Below are 18,649 nucleotides of genomic sequence, written 5' to 3' on the forward strand. Positions count from 1 at the left end.
TGATGATCGGCGCGCTGTGGCTGTCGAACCACCAGCTGCGCAACCAGGTCGACACGGCCTATGACCGTTCGCTCGCCGGAGCGCTGCGCGCCATCGACCACAACATATCCACAGCCAGCGGTGGATTAGCCATGGAGCAGCCGTACCTGATGCTGGAATTCTTCGAGCTGACGGCCAATGGCAGCGTGTTCTACCGGGTGGCCACCGAGGACGGGCTGGCCGAGATCGGTCATCCGGACCTGCCCATGCCCGACCGGCCGCTGGAATCCGGCGAGGCGCAGTTTTTCTATGCCGACTACCTGGGCACGCCGGTGCGCGTCGCGGCGCTGGCCCGTCCGATGGATCCGCCGCTGTACGCGAATAAAGGGGGACGTATAATCGTGCAGGTCGCGGAAGGGCTGGGCACCCGCCAGGAATTCCTGCACCGGGTGCTGTTGCGCTCGGTGGAACGCGACCTGGCGGTGATCGTCATCAGCGTCCTGGTGGTCATCCTGGGGGTTTTCATGGCCCTGAGGCCCCTGGAACGACTGCGTCAGGATGTGGAAAGGCGTTCCTCGGACGATTTAAGCCCCGTAGACGCATCGGACATGCCAGGTGAGGTCCTACCCCTGGTCAGCGCCATAAACCTCCACATGGCCCGTTTTGCGGCTCAGGCGAGGGTGCAAAGCCAGTTCCTGGACGACGCCTCGCACCAACTGCGCACGCCTTTGTCGGTTTTGCGGACCCAGACTGCCTATGCCTTGCGCGAAACAGACCCCCAGGAGGTCCGTACAGCCCTTCTGGCGATGCAGGAGGGCTTGGACAGGGCCGTGCGTACCACCAACCAGATGCTGGCCCTGGCGCGCGCCAAAGACGCCTCCCTGGCCGAAGGCGGGTTCGTGCCCGAGCCGGTGGACCTGGCCGAGACGGCGGACGCCGTCATACGCGCCCTGCTGCCGGCGGCCCGTACCCGCCAGCTGGACGTGGGCATGGATGCGCCGCCCGGACCGGTCAAGGTGCCGGCGGCCGACTGGCTGTTGCGGGAGGCGGTCAGCAATCTGGTGGACAACGCCATCCGCTACAGCCCGCAGGGCGGGGACCTGACGGTCCGGGTGCAAGTCGGGGACGGGACGGCAAGGCTGGTGGTGGAAGACAGCGGCCCGGGCATGTCGGCCGAGGACATCGCCCGCGCCTGCGTGCGTTTCCGCCGGGGAGCGGCGGGCAAGAACAAGCCGGGCGCCGGCCTGGGCCTGGCCATCGTCGGCACCATCGCCGAGATCCTGGGCGCGAAGCTGGTCCTGGAGAACCGGGCGCCGCAGCCCGGCTTGCGCGCGGCGCTGGTGTTTACCCTGGAAAACACCGCGGATGCTGCAATGCATCACGAAAATCACAGAATTTGAAAGGTGTTGGAAAGGTTCCGTTTTGTACGGTTGCGTCCGCGGGGCCAACAGAGCCTCGCCCGGGACGGCCGGCCGGCAAGGCGGGCATCGAACCCAGACCCATAAATTTTGGAGACGCAACAATGCAGACGAGCTTGAAGCTGCGCCTGGCCGCCGCCACGGCGCTGGGCGCCCTGACCCTGTCGCTGGGCGCCGCCCAGGCCGCCGCCGAACCCCGCCGTCCGGAGTGCATCGCCCCCGCCCAGCCCGGCGGCGGCTTCGACCTGACCTGCCGCCTGGCCACCGAGGGCCTGAAGCAGAGCGGGGCGCTCAAGACCGCCATGCGCATCGTCTACATGCCGGGCGGCATCGGCGCCGTGGCCTACAACAACATCGTGGCCCAGCATCCGAACGAGCCGGGCACCATCGTGGCCTTTTCCGGCGGTTCGCTGCTCAACCTGGCGCAGGGCAAGTTCGGCAAGTACAACGTCGACAACGTGCGCTGGCTGGCCGGCATCGGCACCGACTACGGCGTGGCCGTGGTGCGCAACGATTCGCCGTACACCGACCTGAAGGGCCTGATGGAGGCCTTCAAGCAGGATCCGACCAAGATCGTGCTGGGCGCCGGCGGCACCGTCGGCAGCCAGGACTGGATGAAGGCCGCGCTGACCGCCAAGGCGGCGGGCGTGGACTTCAAGAAGATGCGCTTCGTGGCCTTCGAAGGCGGCGGCGAGGCCGTGACCGCGTTGCGCGGCGGCCATATCCAGGCCTACATGGGCGACGCGGCCGAAGCCTTCACCATGCTCGAGGGCGGCGCCCCCATCCGCGTGCTGGCCGTGTTCAACGACCAGCGCCTGCCGGGCAAGCTGAACACCGTGCCCACCGCGCGCGAGCAGGGCTATGACATCGTCTGGCCCATCATCCGCGGCTTCTACGTGGGTCCGAAGGTATCCGACAGCGACTATGAGTTCTGGGTCCAGGCGTTCAACAAGGCCACGGGCACGCCGGAATTCGCCAAGCTGCGCGAACAGCAGGGCCTGTTTCCCTTCAGCAAGACCGGCGCCGAGCTGGACGCCTACGTGAAGCAGCAGGTGAAGCAGTACGGCGAACTGGCCGAGAGCTTCGGCCTGGTCAAGAAGTGACCTGGGCCGCCGGCCTTCATTCCAACCCGAACGCTGCGTTGCAGCCCGCCCGCGGTTCATCCGCGGGCGGCGGGGCGAGGCTACGCCGCGTTCCGGCCATTACGGAAAGACATCACCATGAACGATCGAACCCTGGGCATCGCGGCGCTTGCGCTGGCGGCCTTCATGACCTGGGCGGGATGGGACATCGAGGCGCCGTTCGCCTACGAGCCCGTCGGCCCGCGCGCCTTTCCGCTGCTGCTGGCGCTGATCATCGGCCTGTGCGGCCTGCGGCTGGCCATCAAGGGCGGTAATCCGGTGGAGGCCAACGCGCCCGGCGCCAACGGGCGCATCGCGCTGATGGTGCTGTTCTGCGTGGGCTATGCCTTCCTGTTCCAGTGGCTGGGCTTCGTCGTCGCCACCGCGTTGATGACGGTGGCGGTGGGCCGGCTGTTCGGCGGCGGGTGGGGCAAGTGCGCCATTGGCGGCGTGGTCATGAGCGTCTTCTTTTTCGTGCTGTTCGACAAGGTGCTGGACGTGGTCCTGCCCGGCGGACTGCTGGAGAACCTGATATGAGCGGCATCCTTGATCATCTTTCCATCGGCTTTGGCGTCGCGTTCTCGCTGACCAACCTGCTGGTCGCGGCCATCGGCTCGTTCTTCGGCACGCTGGTGGGCGTGTTGCCGGGACTGGGCCCGATCAACGGCGTGGCGATGCTGATTCCCATCGCCTTTGCCATGAACCTGCCGCCCGAAACGGCGCTGATCCTGCTGGCGGCCGTATACGTGGGCGCCGAGTACGGCGGCCGCATCACATCCATCCTGCTGAACGTGCCGGGCGAAGCCAGCGCCATCATGACCACGCTGGACGGCTATCCGCTGGCGCGCCAGGGCCTGGCCAACGTGGCGCTGTCGCTGTCGGCCTGGTCGGCGTTCTTTGGCGCCATCGTGTCGGTGGTGGGCATCATCCTGCTCGCGCCGCTGCTGGCCAAATGGGCGCTGGCCTTCGGTCCCGCCGAGTATTTCGTGTTGATGATCTTCGCGTTCTGCTGCCTGACCAGCCTGCTGGGCAAGCAACCCGTCAAGGGCGTGCTGGCGGCGATGATCGGCCTGTCGATCTCGGTGGTGGGCGTGGACGCGAACTCGGGCGTATACCGCTATACCTTCGACCTGGTGCACCTGTCCGACGGCATCGAGTTCGTGGTGGTGGTGATCGCCCTGTTCGCGGTCAGCGAGATGCTGGAAATGCTGGAGAAGGTCGTGGCCGGCCATAGCGTCGAGGTCAAGCCCAGCGGCCGCAAGCTGTTCAACCTGAAGGAGCTGGCGTTCACCTGGTGGAGCGTGGTGCGCAGCGCCTTCGTCGGCTTCGGCGTCGGGGTGTTGCCGGGAGCGGGCGCCAGCGTGGCCGCGGCCGTGGCCTATTCGCAGGAAAAGCGCATCATCGAGGCCAAGGATCCGGACGCCAAGTTCGGCAAGGGCGACATGCGCGGCCTGGTCGCGCCCGAGGCGGCGGCCACGGCCTCGGCGGTGGGTTCCTTCGTGCCGATGCTGACGCTGGGCGTGCCGGGCTCGGGCACGACGGCGGTGATGATGGGGGCGCTGACGCTCTACAACATCACGCCGGGGCCCGTACTGTTCGATTCCAAGCCGGAGCTGGTCTGGGGCCTGATCGCCTCGCTGTTCGTGGCCAACGTGCTGCTGTTCATCATGAACGTGCCGATGGTGCGGCTGTTCTCCAAGGTGCTGTCGGTGCCGGGTTGGCTGATGGTGCCGGGCATTCTGTGCATCAGCTACATCGGCGTGTATGCGATCAACGCGGGCACGTTCGACCTGCTGCTGGTGGCCGGCATCGGCACGCTGGGTTATTTCCTGCGCAAGTTCGGCCTGCCGATGGCGCCGCTGGTGCTGGGCGTGGTGCTGGGCAACATGATGGAACAGAACCTGCGGCGCGCCTTGTCCATCACCGACGGCAACGTGTCGGTGCTGTTCAACAGCCCGGTGGCCATAACGTTGTGGGTGGCCGCCGGCGCCGTGGTCGTGGTGCCGCAACTCATGCGCCGCCTGCGCACGCAGAAGAAGGTTGCCGCCGGGCCGGCATGACCGGACGCCCCGGCGGGCCGCGGGCCGGCAGGCGCGGCACCGTGGGGCGCCTCTGCCGGTTCTTGCACAGGGCGCCTTGCGGCGCCCTTTTTTTACGCGCGAATTCTCGAAGGGTTTGTGTTCGACAGACCAATAGCGAGTATTTGCTCGTATTGATGAAAATGAAAAGAGCGCGCCGTGTGGCGCGCTCTTTCTGGTTGCTGCGGCGCTTGGACTATACCGAAGCAAGCCGCTCCAGCGCGGCATCCAGCGTCGCGTCCTTCTTGGCGAAGCAGAAGCGCACGATGCGGTGATTGGATTCCGGCGCGTCGGGTTGGCGGTAGAAGGCCGAAACGGGAATCACGGTGACGCCGTGGTTCACGGTCAGGTCGCGCGCGAAGTCGGCTTCAGCCTGCTTGGAGATATCGCTGTAGTCGGCCAGCAGGAAGAACGTGCCGGGGCTGGGCAGGGGGTGGAAGCGCGTCTTGGCCAGGCCTTCGGAAAGGCGGTCGCGCTTGGCCTGGTAGAAGGCCGGCAGGTCCAGGTAGGGCTTGGGATCGCGCATGAATTCGGCCAGCGCGTACTGCATGGGCGAAGGCACGGTGAACACCATGAACTGGTGCACCTTGCGCAGCTCGGCGCTGAGCTGGCGCGGCGCGCAGCAGTAGCCGATCTTCCAGCCGGTGGTGTGATAGGTCTTGCCGAAGGAAGAGATGACGAAGGCATGCTCGGCCAGCAGCGGACGGCGCGCGACGCTGGCATGAGGCTTGCCGTCGAACACGATATGTTCGTAGACCTCGTCCGACAGCAGCAGCACGCCGGTGTCGCGCACGATGGCTTCCAGCGCGTCCAGGTCGCTGTCGTCGAGCACGGCGCCGGTGGGGTTGTGCGGGAAGTTCAGCATCAGCAGGCGCGTCTTGGACGTGATGGCGTCGCGTACGCGCTGCCAGTCGATGCGGTAGTAGGGATCGTCGGCCGTGGGCGCGCGCAGCGGCACGGGCACGGCGGTGCCGCCGGCCAGGCGGATGGCGGGCAGGTAGGAGTCGTAGCAGGGCTCGATGACGACGACCTCGTCGCCGCTGCCGACGGCGGCCAGCACGGTGGCCATCAGCGCCTCGGTGGCGCCGCTGGTGACGGTGATCTCGGTCTCGGGATCGTAGGCGTGGCCGTACAGTTCGCGCGCCTTGGCGGCGATGGCTTCGCGCAGCGGCGCGACGCCGGGCATGTAGGGGTATTGGTTGTGGCCGTCGGCCATGGCCTTGGATACCAACGCGCACAGCGCCGGGTCGGGATCGAAATCGGGAAAGCCCTGGCCGAGGTTGATGGCCTTGTGCTCGATGGCCAGCCGGCTCATCACGGTGAAGATGGTGGTGCCGACGTCGGGCAGTTTGGATCGGATCATGGTTGGCGCAAGAGTGGACGCGAGAACGCGATGAGAGTTTTCGTAAGTATCCCACTAACTCATAATCTGTTTTTCTCATGAGCATATGCGTGGACAGGATGGCGGGCAGCAACGCGGGATGGCGGGTGGTGGCAGGTTTGCTGATTGCGTTGGCGGGCGCGCTGGCGGCGGTATGGGCGCACATGCCCTTGCCGTGGATGCTGGGCGCCTTGCTGGTCACGGCGGCCACGCGCATAGGCGGCTTGGGGACGGTGTGTCCGCGCCCGGCGCGCAACGCCGGACAGTGGGTCATCGGCACGTCGCTGGGCCTGTACTTCACGCCGCAGGTGGTCGGCCATATCGGCAGCAATGCCGGACCGATCATCGCGGGCATGTTGTTCGCGCTGGGGCTGTCCTTCATCGGCACCGCGATCCTGCGCCGCTATACGGACGTGGATTTCAAGACGGCATGGTTCTCGTCGGCGATCGGCGGCGCCAGCGAGATGGCGAACCTGGCCGAGCGCCATGGCGCGCGCATCGATCGTGTGGCCACGGCGCACAGCGTACGCGTGCTGCTGGTGGTGGTGATGGTGCCCTTCCTGTTCCAGTGGTGGGGCGTGGCGGGGCTGGATCCGACCGTGCCTGGGCCGCGCGTGCTGCATTGGCCTGGGCTGGCGGCGCTGGTGGCCTTGACCTGCATGGGCGGGTTGTTGTTCATGAGGCTGCGGCTACCCAATCCCTGGGTGCTGGGATCGATGTCGGTGGCGATGGCGCTGACGCTGTCCGGCGTCGAGTTGTCGGCGCTGCCGGACTATGTGCCGAAGATCGGGCAGCTGTTCATCGGCTGGTCCCTGGGGGACCGCTATCGCCCCGATTTCTTTCGCGCCGCGCCACGTTTCATCGCGGCCGTGGCGGTGTTCACGGTAATCGCATTGGCGATGGCGTTCGGACTGGGCGCATTGCTGTCGCTATGGTCGGCCGCGCCGGTGCCCACGCTGATACTGGGTACGACGCCGGGCGGCATCGCCGAGATGGCGATCACGGCAAAGGTGCTGCAGCTGGGGGTTCCGGTGGTAACGGCGTTCCACGTGACACGCATGGTGTTCGTGGTGCTGGTGACCGGACCAATGTACAAATTCCTGGCGCGCAGGCAGCGTGATTCCGCATAACGGTATTACCCGAACACGTCCGACGAGTCTGAAAAATGCGACATTCGGGTAAACAACTATATGACTCTGTAATGTGTGATGAGTATGCTGATTCTGCAGTTGATTCAAGCAGCGCGCGATCGCGTTCTGTCGTCTTTTGACGAACGTGAACGCAGCAGCAACGCAGGTATCCCTACCGGTCGTTCAGTTGTCACGGCGTCCTTGATTCATTGCAATCTCGTTAATTACAGGACGCTAGGAAAATGGCTCAGAAGGGCAAAGTCAAGTGGTTCAATGCTGACAAGGGTTACGGCTTCATCACGCCGGACGCCGGCGGCACCGATGTTTTCGCACACTTTTCCGCCATCCAAGGCCGCGGTTACCGTAGCCTGAACGAAGGTCAGGAAGTCGAATTCGAAGTCAAGGATGGTCCGAAAGGACCTCAAGCGGCCGAAATTCGCCCGCTCTAAATCGGGAAATCCCAATTTCCCGTCTGCCAGGTTGAATCCTGGCTACAACGCCCCAAGACCTTACGGTCTGGGGCGTTGTTTCATTTGGGCCTGTCCTTATCGGTGTTGATCCCGCGCTAGCGGCATTTTCGGACTTGCCGACGATGATGTTAGTGAATACTAACTTAATGTAAATCCTCTGGATAAGTCTGTGGATAATTTTCTCGGACTGGTCTTGGTTTTGTGCGCAATCTTGGATCAATAGATGTCCGTCAGCGTGGTTTTGCACAGTTTTTTGCGGTGGCTTGAATGACCTGTCTGCCGGGCCTGCGTTTCCCATGAAACCTGGCATATCGCTTTCCACGCAGGGGGATACCTGCTTTTTCCCTAGGAAATTCGGGCTCTTACCTGTTATCCGAGGCCTCAGCTGGGTGTGAGCAGCAATAAGGCGGAGGCGACCAGGCCGTCCATATGCGCGGTTTTTGGCGGTCCGGCGCATGGTTGTTCACAAAGATATCCCCATCTTGGTTATGCACAGAATTCCCCGTAGTTTGCACAAAAACGGGGTATCCGGTCTGTGGATAGAAATGGGGATATCGGCCGGCGGCCGGTGAATTATTCCGGTTTGCGTGAACGTCTGAGTGAGGGGAATTACAAGGCGCCGCGAACAATAAATAGAAGTCGGCGGGCCGTGGTCGGAACGATCCGTGGGGATTGCTGCTTGAAAAAATGAATCAGGAACGGCCCATGGATTTGTCCACAGCGTTTTCCCGTGGATCAGCCAAAAGGATGAGGGCGGCCATATCCAGGGCTGCGCAATGAAAATCGCGCGGCGGGTGTTCGAGTATGGGATCGGGATGTGGCAGCAAGATGTCTGGCGCGCGATAACAACTTTGTGGAAAAGTCGTAGAACAGCCTGACGTGAGAGCAGGGCGGTTGGACAGGGAATTTACTCGCTAGTTCCCATGAGTCTGGACGAGGGGTTGTTCACAGAATTCAGCTTAGTGCAATCTTGCCTATCGCAACCATAGGCTGCTGCTTATCCACAATGTCCCGCCGCCGTGAGCTACCGCTGGGAATCAGCGTATCCATTGATTCAAAAGCCATTTTTCTGCCCAGGATCATCCGTGAAGGAATAGACAGCCTATTCGACGGGCTGTAGTGGATGATGCGTTGAACGTATCGTCCAAGGCCGAAGCTCGGGTTGTCCACTTTTTTGTCCACAGATCGGCTTGGCCTCGGGCGGGACGTTTCATGTGGATAAAGTGAAGTCAGATATTCAACGTTATTTTTGGTACTTCACTGCACTCACGTGCGTGTTGAAAAAAGAATCGTGCTGCTTCACATGAAAATGGGTACGGCTGTCGCTGATCTTCGGAAACATGCTGATGTTGTGGATAAAGCGTATCACGGTCATCGTGTCTATTCTGGCGGGCGATGTTGGAGTGAACGGATTCCGGACATTGGCAGATTCTTATGAATCGGGTGCGACATAGACAGCATGAATTCGAGGATCAGTTTGCTTAGTGCGATGGAGATGAAAGGGTGGCTCTGCGGCGTGGGAGGTCTTGCTTTCAGAAATGAGCCAATTGTTTTGGATAGGGGTAGGGTAGGGGTGGAAATCTGTGTTTTCCATGGAATGTTTCACGTGAAACGCGAATGCGGGTTGCCTGGTCGTGCTACGGATTCAATCGGAGATGCATAGAACGGATCATCGTGGTTTCGCGTGAAACATGACAGGCCTCGGCTCAATTGTCAGCAAAGTGATCTGGGTGGATGTTCCACGTGAAACACGGAACGGCAATCCAGCCCGCTGCATCGACTATCAGCTAGGTGCGATGTTTCACGTGAAACATGGATATCTACGTCATTCGATCCAGCCACTTGCCATGGGAGTCATGTTTCACGTGAAACATCAGCAAGAGGAATCCCCCCATTCGTAGAGAAGGGCTACGGCATATCCTTGGCTGATGTTGATGTAGGGTCTTGTCTATGTTTCACGTGAAACATTGAAATTGAGATGCGCGGAAAATTCCTAAATACTCTGAGAGTTAGCCCCGAGATACATCCATCGGAGACCAAGGCTTCGAGTTTGCCTGTCTAGGGGAGAGCGGGCACCCTTCAATCAATACCTGACCAAGGCATCAACTGTTCCACGTGAAACATAAGACTTGGGCAGATGCCGACATATTTACCCTCTACGGTTTGTCTCCACGTCGCGCTTTTCTCACACCAGACCAACGTGACAGACGAATCCAGGCACGGTAAAGCATGTTTCACGTGAAACATGCCCCCCCTGCCTCTATAATGAGCACCGAACGCTCTCTTATCTTCTCCCCCCATCATGGATTACCCCCGCGAATTCGATGTCATCGTTGTCGGTGGCGGTCACGCCGGCACCGAGGCGGCGCTGGCGGCTGCGCGCACTGGCGCACAGACGCTGCTGCTGACCCACAACATCGAGACCCTAGGCCAAATGTCTTGCAATCCCTCCATCGGCGGGATCGGTAAGGGACATCTCGTCAAAGAGGTCGACGCGCTGGGCGGCGCCATGGCGTTGGCAACGGACGAGGCCGGCATTCAGTTCCGCATTCTGAACGGCTCCAAAGGGCCGGCAGTGCGTGCGACGCGAGCCCAAGCCGACCGTGTGCTGTACCGCAAGGCCATCCGCGGCCGCCTGGAAAATCAGCCTAATCTCTGGCTGTTCCAGCAGGCGGTCGAAGATCTGATGGTGGAGGGCGATCGCGTCGTGGGCGCCGTAACCCAGGTCGGCCTGAAGTTTCGCGCCAAGACGGTTGTCCTGACAGCTGGGACGTTCCTGAACGGACTGATCCACGTGGGTCTGCAGAACTATTCCGGCGGTCGTGCCGGAGATCCGCCGGCGATTTCCCTGGGCCAGCGCCTGAAAGAACTGAAGCTTCCGCAAGGCCGCCTCAAGACCGGAACGCCGCCCCGTATCGACGGCCGCACGATCAACTACTCGATCCTAGAAGAGCAGCCGGGTGATCTGGATCCGATTCCCGTGTTCTCGTACATGGGCAATGTGGCCATGCATCCTCGGCAGCTGCCCTGCTGGATCACGCACACCAATGCCCGCACGCACGACATCATCCGCGGCGGGCTGGATCGTTCACCGATGTATAGCGGCGTGATCGAAGGCGTGGGTCCGCGCTACTGTCCGTCGATCGAAGACAAGATTCATCGCTTCGCCGACAAGGAGTCGCACCAGGTATTCCTGGAGCCGGAAGGGCTGGACACGCATGAGGTCTATCCCAACGGCGTCTCCACCAGCCTGCCGTTCGACGTGCAGTTGGACCTGATCCATTCGCTGCCCGGCCTGGAGAACGCACATATCCTGCGTCCCGGCTATGCCATCGAATATGACTACTTTGATCCACGTGGATTGAAGAGCACGCTGGAAACCAAGGCGATCGAAGGCCTGTACTTCGCCGGCCAGATCAACGGCACCACGGGTTACGAAGAAGCCGCGGCCCAGGGCTTGCTGGCTGGCGTGAATGCCGCGCTCAAGTCGCTGGACCGCGAGCAATGGACGCCGCGTCGCGACGAAGCCTATCTGGGCGTGCTTGTCGACGATCTGGCCACGCGCGGCGTGACCGAACCCTATCGCATGTTCACCTCGCGCGCCGAGTACCGTCTCAGCCTGCGCGAAGACAATGCCGACCTGCGCCTGACCGAAATCGGTCGCCGCCTTGGCATCGTCGACGATGCGCGCTGGGATGCGTTCAATCGCAAGCGTGATGCGGTTGCCGCCGAAGTCGAGCGCTTGAAATCGTTCTGGGTCAATCCGCGCGTGTTGCCCGCCGAAGTCGCGGAACCGTTGCTGGGCAAGGCGATAGAACGTGAGTACTCACTAGCTGACTTGCTGAAACGGCCAAGCGTTTCCTATGAAGCGCTGATGGCCGCCCGCAACCTGGATGGTTCGCTGCTCGCCGGTCCCGGCGTGGTTGCCGACGAGGTGCTGGCCGAGCAGGTCGAGATCCAGGTGAAGTACGCCGGCTACATTGCTCGCCAGCAGGACGAAGTGCAGAAGCAGATCTCGCACGAGCTGCAGCCCATTCCCACCGATGTCGACTACGACGCCGTGACCAGCCTGTCGTTCGAAGTGCGCCAGAAGCTCAAGACGCACCGGCCCGAAACCATCGGCCAGGCGGCTCGCATTTCCGGCGTGACCCCGGCGGCGATCTCGCTGCTGATGATTCATCTCAAGCGCCTGCACTATGGCACGCGCAAGCTGAGCCGCGATGCCTCGTCCGAGGCGGGCCCCGAGGAGGCCGCGGCATGACGTCACAAGCGCAAGCGGCCGGCGCCGAAATGGCCGGCCGCTTGTCCCAGGCATGCGCGCAACTCGGCCTGCCGGTCGACGCGCAAGCTGTGGACAAGCTGCTCGGTTATCTGGCGCAGATGCAGCGCTGGAACCGCACCTACAACCTCACCGCCATCCGTGACCCGCAACAGATGCTCATCCAGCATCTGTTCGACAGCCTGTCCGTCGTGGCGCCGTTGAGCGCCGCACTGGGCGAGGCGCCTGCCAAGATCTATGACGTGGGTTCGGGCGGCGGCCTGCCCGGCGTGGTGCTGGTCATCATGCGGCCGCATTGGTCCGTGACCTGCATCGACGCCGTCGAAAAGAAAACCGCATTTGTGCGCCAGATGAGCGGCGCGCTGGCCTTGCCCAATCTGCAGGCCCGCCATGCCCGCATCGAAACGCTGGAGCCCGGCGAGTGCAATATTGTGACGTCGCGCGCCTTCGCATCCCTGGATGATTTTGCCGAACTCGCGGGTCGCCATGTGCGCAAGGATGGTACCCTCGTTGCGATGAAGGGCAAGGTCCCCGACGATGAAATTCAGGCGTTGCACGCGCGCGGGACATGGCAAGTCGACCACATACAGCCGCTCCATGTGCCGGAGCTGCAAGCAGAACGCTGCCTGATCTGGATGCGCCGCAGTCAAGGAACCCTATGAACAACATTCCCCCCAGCGAAACCGCCCGCGTTTTCTGCATTGCCAACCAGAAGGGCGGTGTGGGCAAGACGACGACCGCCATCAACCTGGCGGCCGGCCTTGCCACGCACAAGCAACGCGTGCTGCTGGTGGACCTGGATCCGCAAGGCAATGCCACGATGGGCAGCGGCATCGACAAGAACTCGCTGGAGTCCAATCTCTATCAAGTGCTGATCGGAGAATCCACCATCGCGCAGGCGCGCGTGCGCTCCGAGTCGGGCGGCTATGACGTGCTGCCGGCCAACCGTGAACTGTCGGGCGCGGAAATCGACCTGGTGCAGATGGACGAGCGCGAGCGTCAGCTCAAGGCCGCCATCGATTCGATCAAGCACGAGTACGATTTCGTGCTGATCGATTGCCCGCCCACGCTGTCGCTGCTCACGCTCAACGGCCTGGCCGCGGCGCACGGCGTCATCATTCCCATGCAGTGCGAGTACTTCGCGCTCGAAGGTCTGTCCGACCTGGTCAACACCATCAAGCGCGTGCACCGGAACATCAACGACGACCTGCGCGTGATCGGTTTGCTGCGCGTGATGTTCGATCCGCGCATGACGCTGCAGCAGCAGGTGTCCGCACAGCTGGAATCGCACTTCGGCGACAAGGTATTCAAGACCGTGGTGCCGCGCAACGTGCGCCTGGCCGAAGCGCCCAGCTATGGCATGCCCGGCGTGGTGTACGCCCGCGGCTCGCGCGGCGCGCAGGCCTATATCTCGTTCGGCGCCGAAATGATCGAGCGCGTCAAGGAACTCAACTGACGCCGCAGCCATGTCCGCAGCAACGCTCTTTTCCCGCCCCGCCGCAGCGCCTGCCGCGCGTCCTCAGGACGATGCGCGCGACCGCCTGCGCGTGCGGCTGGAAGAGGCCGCGCTGAACGCCACGGCCGTTTCCGCGCAGGTGCTCTACGACGGCTGGCTGGTGCGTTTTGCGCCGTCAGCGGCCAAGCGGGTGCGCAGCATCAATGTGCTGGGGTTATCCACACGTCCGCTCGATGAGCGGCTGGCGTATTGTTCTTCGTTGTACGCGCGCCGCGGCCTGCCGATGCTGTTCCGCCTGACGTCCATCGGACCGGATTTTTCCCTGGACGACGAACTGGCCGCGCGCGGCTATGCACTGATCGAAGAAACCCGCGTCATGTCCGCGCCATTGGCGCCTCGGCCGCAGGCCGCGCCTGCCGGGCTGACGTTCGCAATGGCGGACCCGGTCCGCTTTGCGGACGAAGTCGGACGCATGCGCGGCTCCTTGCCGCAGCATGTCGAGGAACATCGCGCACGCGTGGCGGGGTTGGCTGTGGATATCTCGCCGGTGCTGGCGCATGCCGGCGATGGCCGTTGCGTGGCTGCGGGATTGGCCGTGCGCGACGGCGACTTGCTGGGGCTGTTCGATATCGTTACGCATCCCGAGGAACGGCGCAAAGGCCATGCCGGCGCGCTGGTGGAATATTTGCTGGCCGCAGGCGCGGCCGATGGCGCGGCAACCGCCTATTTGCAGGTGGAGCCGGACAATGCCGCCGCGCGCGCCTTGTACGCCCGCTACGGTTTCAAAGACTGTTACGCGTATTGGTACCGCCTGCCCGCCGAGCAGGCGGCCGCCTGAGCCCGGCTCGGGATACAAAAAACAGAAGGAAAGAGGATTTAACTATGGCCACCAAGAAACCCAAGGGTTTGGGTCGCGGACTGGATGCCCTGCTGGGCGCCGACGCGCCCGCCATCGAGAATATCGGCAAGGCGCAGGCCAAGCCCGAGGGTCCGCCGTCCACCTTGCCCGTCTCCAAGATGCGCGCCGGCAAATATCAGCCGCGCACGCGCATGGACGAGGGCGCCTTGGGCGAACTGGCCGAATCGATCCGCACACAAGGCATCATGCAACCCATTCTTGTGCGCGAACTGGGCGAAGAACCCGGACAGTACGAAATCATCGCCGGCGAGCGGCGATTCCGCGCGGCGCAGCTGGCCGGCCTGAAGGAAGTGCCGGTGCTGGTGCGCGAAGTGGCGGACGAGCACGCCGCCGTCATGGCGCTGATCGAGAACATCCAGCGCGAGGACTTGAACCCGCTTGAAGAAGCGCATGGCGTGCGCCGCCTGCTCGACGAGTTCGGCCTGACGCACGAACAGGCGGCCCAGGCCATCGGCCGTTCGCGCTCGGCCACCAGCAATCTGCTGCGCCTGTTGAACCTGGCCGCGCCCGTGCAGACCATGTTGCTGGCCGGCGATGTGGACATGGGCCATGCGCGCGCGCTGCTGGCCGTGGACGCGGCCACGCAGATCCAACTGGCCAACCAGATCATCGCCCGCCGCCTGTCGGTGCGCGAGGCCGAGAAGCTGGTCGCCAAGACCGCCAAGGATGCCGAGTCGGCATCGGCGCCGCGCAAGAGGGCCAATGGCGTGTCGCGCGACCTGACGCGCCTGGAGGAAGCCTTGTCCGATCATCTGGGCACGCGCGTCGCCCTCAAGGTCGGCGCCAAGGACAAGGGCCAGATCGTGATCGACTTCCACGGCTGGGAACACCTGAATTCCCTGCTCGAACGCCAGGGCCTGTCCGGAGTGGTTGATGCCTGACGCGCTGCCCGTGGTGGCGGTGCTGGCGACCGGCGGCACCATCGCCGGCGCCCAGGCCGACGCGACCTCGGCCGGCTACAAGGCCGGCTCCTTCTCGGTGGATGATCTGCTGGCCGCCGTGCCGCAGCTGGCGGGCATTGCCCGCATTCGCGCCGAGCAGGTGGCCAACGTCGGCAGCCAGAACATGACGCATGAGGTCTGGCGCGCGCTGGCCGCGCGCGTGGATGCCTTGTGCCAGGATGCATCCGTGGCCGGCATCGTCATTACCCACGGCACGGATACGCTGGAAGAGACCGCGTATTTCCTGAGCCTGGTCGTGCGCCACGACAAGCCTGTCGTGCTGGTTGGCGCGATGCGCCCGGCCACCGCGCTGGGCGCCGAAGGTCCCGCCAATCTGTACAACGCGGTGGCGCTGGCGCGCCATGCCGAGGCCCGCGGCCGCGGGCCGCTGGTGGTGATGAACGAAGACATCCACTATGCGCGCGAGGTGCAGAAGATCGCCAGCGCCGGCCTGTGCGCGTTCAGCTCGCCCAATCGCGGCCGGGCTGGCGTCATGCACGGCGGCGCGCCGAAGTTCTATTCTCGCAACGCTACCACGCATTCCGCGCAAAGCGAGTTTTCACTCGCATTGTTGGAAAAATCGGGTTGGCCCCGCGTGGGCATCGTATACGCGCATGCGGACCTGCAGGCCGACGTGATCGATTTCATGGCATCCGTGTGCCAAGGCATCGTGCTGGCAGGCGTCGGGGACGGCAATGCGACCGACGCGGCCATCAGCGCCCTGACGCGCGCCGCCGCTTCTGGCGTGGCCGTGGTCCGCTCCAGCCGCGCTGGCAGCGGCTTCGTCGCGCGCGATGTCGAACTCGATGACGCCGAGCTGGGCTTCATCGCGGCGGCAGATCTGAACCCGCAAAAGGCGCGCATCCTGTTGATGCTGGGTTTGTCCGCCACGCGCGATCCGGTGGCGCTGCAGCATTGTTTCGAACGCTACTGATCAGGCCGCGCGCCGTGCGCTCGACCTGAGCGCCTGGCGCGGCCATGCGCCGTCAGGCAATCGACACCGCGCCCACCACGGATTCCAGCGCAGCATAGGCGGGCAAGGCTTGCGCCGACGCGTTGGTGACGAGGTGGTCGATGCGGTCCGCGGCGCAGTACGACATGCGGCTGCACACGCCGATCTTGCTGAAGTCGGCCAGCAGCACCCGCTGTCTGGCGTTGTCTGCCATGGCCCGCGCCACGTCGGCTTCGCGCAGGTCGTAGCTGGTGGCGCCGCATTCGGCATCCACGCCCACCGGCGACAGCAGCGCCAGGTCCGCGCGATAGCGGTGGATCTCGGCCACGGTGACGCCGCCGGCGGTGGCGCAGACCGGGCCGCCCACCGTTCCGCCCAGCATGAGCACTTCGTTGGCGCCGTTGCCGGCGGCGCCGATCTTGCGCGCCACGTCGAAGGAGTTGGTGATGATGGTCAGCCCGCTCTGCGTGGCCAACTCGTCAGCCAGCACGCTGGTGGTGCTGCCGGCGTCCAGGAACAGGGTCTGGCCGCTGGCGGTCAGGCTGGCGGCAAGGCGCGCGATGGCGCGCTTGTACTTCACGCGGGTATGCACGCGCTCGGCGATGGGCGGCTCGCTGTGCACCGGTACCGCGCCGCCATGCACGCGGCGCAGTTCTCCCAACGCTTCCAGCTCGAGCAGATCGCGCCTGACGGTTTCCCGGGATACGCCCAATTCGCCGACGATGCGGTCGGTCGAGACTTGCTGCAATGTAGACAGCAGCGCGCGGATTCGCTGATACCGCTCTTCTTGCCACATAACGGATGCTTCCTATCTATAGCCGGCGCGTTGCACGCCGGGTGCCCGGGAGGGCCGATTCACGCGTAGCCGTCCCGGCGCAGTTGGCATGATACGGCCCGGGCTTGCCACGCAGGTCCCCGGGACGGGGAATTCGTCCGGGCACGGAACGGCGAGCGCCCGCCGCGGCAATGGCAGATTCAAGTCGGGAGGCAGGCCAACAAAAGCTGCGCAAGCAATTGCCCACAGACTTGTCCACAGGGTTGTTCGGAAACAGGTCGGATCGCATGGGGTCAGGCAGCCCTGATCTTGAAACCGTCGCAGGCGCGAGTCGCGTCGTCAGCGCGGCCCATTCGCGGCATCATGGAGCGACGCCGCGCGCCCGGAACGGGCAAACATCCGCCTTATCGCGGGCTGCCATCCAGATGTCAGAATCCGGGTTGTATTTCTAGGTATATTTGCAAATTTGTGGCAAAACGTCCAGCCGGGATCTCTTTGCCTGCAACGGAACAGGCGCTTTTGCGTCGCCGAACAGCAGGCAGGCGTTCGAGTCGGTGCGCGGCGCTTGCCTGACGGGTCCATGTATCCGGGCCTGCCCTGTTTTGGAGTACAGCTATGCATACCTCGACGCCGCTCGCGGCACAGCAGTTGGCCGCCTACGCCGCATTTGCCCAGACACTGGCGGACCGGGTCCGGCCCTTGTCGCGGCAGTGGTTCCGACATCCCCTGTCCATCGACACCAAGGCCGACGAGAGCCCGGTCACCCAGGCCGACCGCGAAGTCGAAGCAGCGTTGCGGGCGGCGATCTCGCAGCAGTATCCCGAACACGGCATTTTTGGTGAAGAGTATGGTGTGCAGCAGGCCGAGGCGGAATTCGTGTGGTCGCTGGATCCCATCGACGGCACGCGCGCCTTCATTTCCGGCAATCCCTTGTGGGGCACCTTGCTGGCGTTGCTGCACCGGGGCAGGCCGGTGCTGGGCCTGATCGATGTGCCGATGCTGGACGAGCGCTGGATCGGTACGCAGGGTGGCGTGTCGACCTTGAACGGACAGCCTTGCTCGGCCAGCCGCTGTGAAAGCCTGGACCAGGCCATTCTGTACGCAACCTCGCCCGATATCTTCAATGCCGCCGAACTGGCCGCATTCGACGCCCTGGCGCGTTCGACGCGCATGCGTCGCTATGGCGGCGATTGCTACAGCTATGGCTTGCTCGCCAGCGGCCATGTCGACCTGGTGGTCGAGGCGGGATTGCAGCCCTATGACTATCTGGCGTTGATGCCGGTGATCGAAGGCGCGGGCGGCGTCATCACCGATTGGGCCGGCCGGCCGCCTGGCCTGGATTCGGACGGTCGCGTGATTGCCGCCGCCACGCCACGGTTGCATCAACAGGCCATGCGCGCGTTGGCGCACCTGGCTTGAAACGAATCGGAACGGCAGCGATTCGAGCGCCGCGGTCTCGTGTTGAATGCGAGCAATCGCTTTACTTCGTGCGTTGAAGTTTTACGAGCAAAGCGTCGGATATTTTGCGAGTAAAGATTTGCATATGAAAATTCATGAGCTAAAGCTTACTTATTTAAATAAGCGAGTAAAAGCTCATGAATTGGGCGGGGCGATGTATCGCAAGAAGATGGCGGGTTTGGCTTGGTGCGTCTGGATTGCGAGAATTGCGCCATTTCTTCGGCCGGGGAGCGCATGAGGATGGGGCGCGGGTCGGGCGCATTGCCGAGCTTGTGATCGTTCGGTGTGCGGG

General features: G+C 63.6%; 15 protein-coding genes and 1 pseudogene. 13 read left to right on the plus strand and 3 right to left on the minus strand.

Annotation, left to right across the window (positions count from 1 at the left end):
- The first annotated feature begins 2 nt into the window (after window positions 1-2).
- The 4 genes from KDH83_RS04850 to KDH83_RS04865 all read left to right on the plus strand — a co-directional run bounded on the left by KDH83_RS04850 (window position 3) and on the right by KDH83_RS04865 (window position 4,578).
- Entirely contained in the window at window positions 3-1,379 is a 1,377-nt protein-coding gene (locus KDH83_RS04850; protein ID WP_212313196.1) for a sensor histidine kinase, read from the plus strand.
- Window positions 1,380-1,501: 122 nt separating this feature from the next.
- A complete protein-coding gene (locus tag KDH83_RS04855; protein WP_212313172.1) occupies window positions 1,502-2,500 on the plus strand; it encodes a tripartite tricarboxylate transporter substrate binding protein in 999 nt (332 codons plus the stop codon).
- Between the two features lie 117 nt (window positions 2,501-2,617).
- Window positions 2,618-3,055, plus strand: a complete 438-nt coding sequence (locus tag KDH83_RS04860; RefSeq protein WP_212313174.1) for a tripartite tricarboxylate transporter TctB family protein — start codon at window positions 2,618-2,620, stop codon at window positions 3,053-3,055.
- Entirely contained in the window at window positions 3,052-4,578 is a 1,527-nt protein-coding gene (locus tag KDH83_RS04865; protein ID WP_212313176.1) for a tripartite tricarboxylate transporter permease, read from the plus strand. The genes KDH83_RS04860 and KDH83_RS04865 overlap by 4 nt, the downstream gene beginning before the upstream one ends.
- 214 nt (window positions 4,579-4,792) lie before the next feature.
- Here the strand turns inward: KDH83_RS04865 and KDH83_RS04870 are convergent, their stop codons facing one another.
- Window positions 4,793-5,959: a pyridoxal phosphate-dependent aminotransferase gene (locus tag KDH83_RS04870; RefSeq protein WP_212313179.1), complete on the minus strand. Its 1,167-nt coding sequence runs from the start codon at window positions 5,957-5,959 to the stop codon at window positions 4,793-4,795.
- A gap of 98 nt (window positions 5,960-6,057) precedes the next feature.
- Here KDH83_RS04870 and KDH83_RS04875 point away from each other — a divergent pair, with 98 nt between their 5' ends.
- From KDH83_RS04875 to KDH83_RS04910, 8 genes and pseudogenes are all read left to right on the plus strand, one after another.
- The gene (locus KDH83_RS04875; protein ID WP_249204857.1) at window positions 6,058-7,107 is read left to right on the plus strand and encodes an AbrB family transcriptional regulator; all 1,050 of its coding nucleotides are present in this window, start codon (window positions 6,058-6,060) and stop codon (window positions 7,105-7,107) included.
- Between the two features lie 242 nt (window positions 7,108-7,349).
- Complete coding sequence (locus tag KDH83_RS04880; protein ID WP_006389561.1) at window positions 7,350-7,556, plus strand: cold-shock protein; 207 nt, start codon at window positions 7,350-7,352, stop codon at window positions 7,554-7,556.
- Between the two features lie 2,323 nt (window positions 7,557-9,879).
- Window positions 9,880-11,766, plus strand: a pseudogene (gene mnmG, locus KDH83_RS04885) (tRNA uridine-5-carboxymethylaminomethyl(34) synthesis enzyme MnmG); the annotation flags it as partial.
- 68 nt (window positions 11,767-11,834) lie between these two features.
- Complete coding sequence (gene rsmG, locus KDH83_RS04890) at window positions 11,835-12,518, plus strand: 16S rRNA (guanine(527)-N(7))-methyltransferase RsmG (protein WP_212313184.1); 684 nt, start codon at window positions 11,835-11,837, stop codon at window positions 12,516-12,518.
- Complete coding sequence (locus tag KDH83_RS04895) at window positions 12,515-13,312, plus strand: AAA family ATPase (protein WP_212313185.1); 798 nt, start codon at window positions 12,515-12,517, stop codon at window positions 13,310-13,312. The genes rsmG and KDH83_RS04895 overlap by 4 nt, the downstream gene beginning before the upstream one ends.
- A gap of 139 nt (window positions 13,313-13,451) precedes the next feature.
- Window positions 13,452-14,150 carry a GNAT family N-acetyltransferase gene (locus KDH83_RS04900; RefSeq protein ID WP_349291602.1) on the plus strand — a complete coding sequence of 233 codons (699 nt, stop codon included), beginning with the start codon at window positions 13,452-13,454 and terminating at the stop codon, window positions 14,148-14,150.
- Between the two features lie 44 nt (window positions 14,151-14,194).
- Window positions 14,195-15,112, plus strand: coding sequence for a ParB/RepB/Spo0J family partition protein (locus KDH83_RS04905; protein ID WP_212313187.1), 918 nt, complete (start codon window positions 14,195-14,197; stop codon window positions 15,110-15,112).
- A complete protein-coding gene (locus tag KDH83_RS04910; RefSeq protein ID WP_212313188.1) occupies window positions 15,105-16,106 on the plus strand; it encodes an asparaginase in 1,002 nt (333 codons plus the stop codon). The genes KDH83_RS04905 and KDH83_RS04910 overlap by 8 nt, the downstream gene beginning before the upstream one ends.
- Window positions 16,107-16,158: 52 nt before the next feature.
- On the opposite strand, the gene KDH83_RS04915 is transcribed toward KDH83_RS04910, so the two are convergent.
- Complete coding sequence (locus KDH83_RS04915; protein ID WP_212313189.1) at window positions 16,159-16,920, minus strand: DeoR/GlpR family DNA-binding transcription regulator; 762 nt, start codon at window positions 16,918-16,920, stop codon at window positions 16,159-16,161.
- 594 nt (window positions 16,921-17,514) lie between these two features.
- Between KDH83_RS04915 and hisN the strand changes: the two genes are divergently transcribed.
- Window positions 17,515-18,318 carry a histidinol-phosphatase gene (gene hisN, locus KDH83_RS04920; protein WP_212313190.1) on the plus strand — a complete coding sequence of 268 codons (804 nt, stop codon included), beginning with the start codon at window positions 17,515-17,517 and terminating at the stop codon, window positions 18,316-18,318.
- A 146-nt stretch (window positions 18,319-18,464) separates the two neighbouring features.
- Here the strand turns inward: hisN and KDH83_RS04925 are convergent.
- On the minus strand, window positions 18,465-18,649 hold a 185-nt coding region (locus KDH83_RS04925), incomplete at its 5' end, for a hypothetical protein (RefSeq protein WP_212313192.1).

It is taken from the genome of Achromobacter sp. Marseille-Q0513 (genome assembly GCF_018195695.1).
Classification (GTDB): domain Bacteria; phylum Pseudomonadota; class Gammaproteobacteria; order Burkholderiales; family Burkholderiaceae_B; genus Achromobacter.

Coding starts and splice junctions, on each gene's coding strand:
- KDH83_RS04850 (WP_212313196.1), top strand. CDS start 3: ATGATCGGCGCGCTGTGGCTGTCGAACCACCAGCTGCGCAACCAGGTC.
- KDH83_RS04855 (WP_212313172.1), top strand. CDS start 1,502: ATGCAGACGAGCTTGAAGCTGCGCCTGGCCGCCGCCACGGCGCTGGGC.
- KDH83_RS04860 (WP_212313174.1), top strand. CDS start 2,618: ATGAACGATCGAACCCTGGGCATCGCGGCGCTTGCGCTGGCGGCCTTC.
- KDH83_RS04865 (WP_212313176.1), top strand. CDS start 3,052: ATGAGCGGCATCCTTGATCATCTTTCCATCGGCTTTGGCGTCGCGTTC.
- KDH83_RS04870 (WP_212313179.1), bottom strand. CDS start 5,959: ATGATCCGATCCAAACTGCCCGACGTCGGCACCACCATCTTCACCGTG.
- KDH83_RS04875 (WP_249204857.1), top strand. CDS start 6,058: ATGGCGGGCAGCAACGCGGGATGGCGGGTGGTGGCAGGTTTGCTGATT.
- KDH83_RS04880 (WP_006389561.1), top strand. CDS start 7,350: ATGGCTCAGAAGGGCAAAGTCAAGTGGTTCAATGCTGACAAGGGTTAC.
- rsmG (WP_212313184.1), top strand. CDS start 11,835: ATGACGTCACAAGCGCAAGCGGCCGGCGCCGAAATGGCCGGCCGCTTG.
- KDH83_RS04895 (WP_212313185.1), top strand. CDS start 12,515: ATGAACAACATTCCCCCCAGCGAAACCGCCCGCGTTTTCTGCATTGCC.
- KDH83_RS04905 (WP_212313187.1), top strand. CDS start 14,195: ATGGCCACCAAGAAACCCAAGGGTTTGGGTCGCGGACTGGATGCCCTG.
- KDH83_RS04910 (WP_212313188.1), top strand. CDS start 15,105: ATGCCTGACGCGCTGCCCGTGGTGGCGGTGCTGGCGACCGGCGGCACC.
- KDH83_RS04915 (WP_212313189.1), bottom strand. CDS start 16,920: ATGTGGCAAGAAGAGCGGTATCAGCGAATCCGCGCGCTGCTGTCTACA.
- hisN (WP_212313190.1), top strand. CDS start 17,515: ATGCATACCTCGACGCCGCTCGCGGCACAGCAGTTGGCCGCCTACGCC.